The organism is Lentzea sp. NPDC006480 (assembly GCF_040611995.1).
Classification (GTDB): domain Bacteria; phylum Actinomycetota; class Actinomycetes; order Mycobacteriales; family Pseudonocardiaceae; genus Lentzea.
Genome location: NZ_JBEXPJ010000324.1, coordinates 1 through 2908, shown reverse-complemented (window position 1 = coordinate 2908; position 2908 = coordinate 1). Strand labels below are relative to the sequence as shown.

At 71.5% G+C, this 2908-nt stretch carries 3 protein-coding genes; 2 read left to right on the top strand and 1 reads right to left on the bottom strand.

Annotated features, from left to right (window positions below):
- Nucleotides 1-44 precede the first annotated feature (44 nt).
- Nucleotides 45-1253: a tryptophan synthase subunit beta gene (gene trpB / locus ABZX92_RS45585; RefSeq protein WP_355572365.1), complete on the top strand. Its 1209-nt coding sequence runs from the start codon at nucleotides 45-47 to the stop codon at nucleotides 1251-1253.
- Nucleotides 1250-2044 (top strand): tryptophan synthase subunit alpha, encoded by a 795-nt coding sequence (gene trpA, locus ABZX92_RS45580; protein ID WP_355572363.1) that lies wholly within the window; start codon nucleotides 1250-1252, stop codon nucleotides 2042-2044. The genes trpB and trpA overlap by 4 nt, the downstream gene beginning before the upstream one ends.
- On the opposite strand, the gene ABZX92_RS45575 is transcribed toward trpA, so the two are convergent.
- On the bottom strand, nucleotides 2041-2622 hold the full coding sequence (locus ABZX92_RS45575; RefSeq protein ID WP_355572361.1) for a TetR/AcrR family transcriptional regulator: 582 nt from the start codon (nucleotides 2620-2622) through the stop codon (nucleotides 2041-2043). The genes trpA and ABZX92_RS45575 overlap by 4 nt on opposite strands.
- Between the last annotated feature and the right edge of the window lie 286 nt (nucleotides 2623-2908).

Sequence of the window (2908 nt, the reverse complement as noted above, 5' to 3'; positions counted from 1 at the left end):
TGTTCCGCGACCGCGTCCACTGTGGGCAGTTCGAGGAACAACGTGTGCGGCACCCGGAAGCCCCGCCGGGCGCCGACGGGTACTTCGGCGCCTTCGGCGGCCGGTTCGTCCCGCAGGCGCTCGTCGCGGCCGTCGACCAGGTCGCCGCCGAGTACGAGCGGGCCAAGACCGATCCCGCCTTCGTCGCGCGGTTCGAGGACCTGCTCGCCCACTACGTCGGCCGGCCGAGCGCGCTCACCGAGGCGCCGCGGTTCGGCGAGCACGCCGGGGGTGCGCGGGTCTTCCTCAAGCGCGAGGACCTGAACCACACCGGCTCGCACAAGGTGAACAACGCGCTGGGCCAGGCACTTCTGGCCCAGCGGATGGGCAAGACCCGCGTCATCGCCGAGACCGGTGCGGGGTCGCACGGCGTGGCGACCGCCACCGCGTGCGCGCTGACCGGCCTGTCCTGCACCGTCTACATGGGAGAGACGGACATGCGCCGCCAGGCGGTGAACGTGGCGCGGATGGAACTGCTCGGCGCCGAGGTCGTCCCGGTGACGTCCGGCTCGCGCACGCTGAAGGATGCCATCAACGAGACGTTCCGCGACTGGGTCGCCCGCACCGAGGACACGCACTACCTGTTCGGCACGGTCGCGGGGCCGCACCCGTTTCCCGCCATGATCCGGGACTTCCAGCGCGTCATCGGCGTCGAGGCGCGCCGGCAGCTGCTCGACCGGACCGGGCGGCTGCCCGACGCGGCGATCGCCTGCGTCGGCGGCGGTTCCAACGCGATCGGCCTGTTCCACGCGTTCCTCGACGACTCCGACGTCCGGCTGATCGGCTGTGAAGCCGCCGGGCACGGCGTGGAGAGCGGCGAGCACGCGGCCTCCCTGACGGCCGGCGAACCGGGAGTGCTGCACGGTTCCCGTTCCTACGTGCTGCAGGACGACGAAGGCCAGATCCGCGAAGCCTGGTCGATCTCGGCCGGGCTCGACTACCCCGGCGTCGGACCGGAACACGCGCACCTGCACGAGTCCGGCCGCGCCGAGTACCGCCCGGTCACCGACGAGGAAGCGATGCACGCGTTCCGGCTGCTCGCCACGACCGAGGGCATCGTCCCGGCGATCGAGAGCGCCCACGCGCTGGCGGGCGCGCTGGAGGTCGGCCGGGAGCTCGGCCCCGACGCCGTGGTGCTGGTGAACCTCTCCGGCCGCGGCGACAAGGACCTCGACACCGCCGCCGTCCACTTCGGACTCGGGAGCGCGCGATGAGCGGGAACATCAAGCTGCTCGACGACGTTCTCGCGCAGGCGAAGCAGGCCGGGCGGGCGGCACTCGTCACCTACCTGCCCGCCGGGTTCCCGACCGTCGGCGACGGAATCGCCGCGATCCTCGCGACCTGCGCCGCCGGGGCGGACGTCGTCGAGGTCGGCCTGCCGCACAGCGACCCGGTGCTGGACGGCCCGGTGATCCAGACGGCGGACGACATCGCCCTGCGCGGCGGGGTCCGGATCGCGGACGTCCTGCGCACGGTGCGGGAGGTCCACACCGCCACGGGCAAGCCCGTGCTGGTGATGTCGTACTGGAATCCCGTGTCGCGCTACGGAATCGAGCGTTTCGCCCGTGAACTGGCCGAAGCCGGCGGCGCGGGTTGTGTGCTGCCGGACCTGCCGGTGAGCGAGTCCGCGCCGTGGCGCCGGCAGGCCGAGCAGCACGACCTGGCGACCGTGTTCGTGGTCGCGCCGAGCAGCACGGACGCCCAGCTCGCCGAGACCGCCGCGGCCGGCACCGGGTTCGTCTACGCGTCCGCGCTCATGGGCGTCACCGGGACCCGTGACTCGGTGGACGCGGCAGCCGCCGTCCTCGTGCGGCGGCTGCGCGCGGTGACCGAGTTGCCGGTCTGCGTCGGAATGGGCGTGTCGGACGAGCAGCAGGCGGCCGACGTCGCTGGGTTCGCCGACGGTGTGATCGTCGGATCCGCCCTGGTCAGCACGCTCCTGGACACGGCGGGCACGGCAGCGCTCACCGAGCTCACCGCGCGACTCGCGGCCGGCGTGCGCTAGCTGGTCTGGAACCGCAGCAGGCCCTCGACCCCGGCGAGGAACGTGTCGCCGACCTCGGTCGCGTCGGTCAGGCAGCCCGCCGCCATGGCTCCGTCGCGGAGCATGACGAAGTGCCGGCCCGCCGACGCGGCCGAGTCCTCGTCGATCAGCGCGAACAGGTCGGAGATGGTGGTCTGGAACCACGCGCGGTGGTCGAGAACGGTCTTGAGCACCGGGTGCGCGCGGTCCGGGTACTCCGCCGCGGCGTTGAGGAAGGCGCAGCCGCGGAACCCGGCCGAGGAGATCCCGGCCGCGATGGCGCGAGCGATGGCGCGCAGGACGTCGGCCGCGGGCAGGCCACTGCCGAGAGCCTGCTCGAACTGGTCGCGCTCCAGCTGGGCGACCGTCTGGAGGTAGGCGACGACGAGCTCTTCCTTGCTCGCGAAGTGCCGGTACAACGTCGCGCGGGTCACCTTCGCCTCCGCGACGATCCGGTCGATCCCGACGGAGTGGATGCCCTCGGCGTAGAAGATCTGGGTGGCGGTCGCGAGCAGGCGCTGGCGCGCTTCGGAGACCTGACCGCGGACGTTGTGCACCATCGCGTCAACGGTAGCAGACAGAACGGTCGGTCACGCAGGACCGAACCACCGGCCGCGACGGCGGAACGCGGAATTCCACAATGGACAATTTCCCCGGCAATGGCGTTCAACTGGATACCGCAAACCCCACTTGAACGCCGTCTTTCAACGAGTCGCCGACCTGCACAAGTGTGTTCCTATACCGGAACTCCCGATGTTCGACAAGGTTCATATTCAGGCCTGGGCAAGGGGCTCACCGCCTCCAGCCTCGGCCAGTAGCTCACCTCGCGCGGCCTGCGGGTGACGA

Coding starts and splice junctions, on each gene's coding strand:
- trpA (WP_355572363.1), top strand. CDS start 1,250: ATGAGCGGGAACATCAAGCTGCTCGACGACGTTCTCGCGCAGGCGAAG.
- ABZX92_RS45575 (WP_355572361.1), bottom strand. CDS start 2,622: ATGGTGCACAACGTCCGCGGTCAGGTCTCCGAAGCGCGCCAGCGCCTG.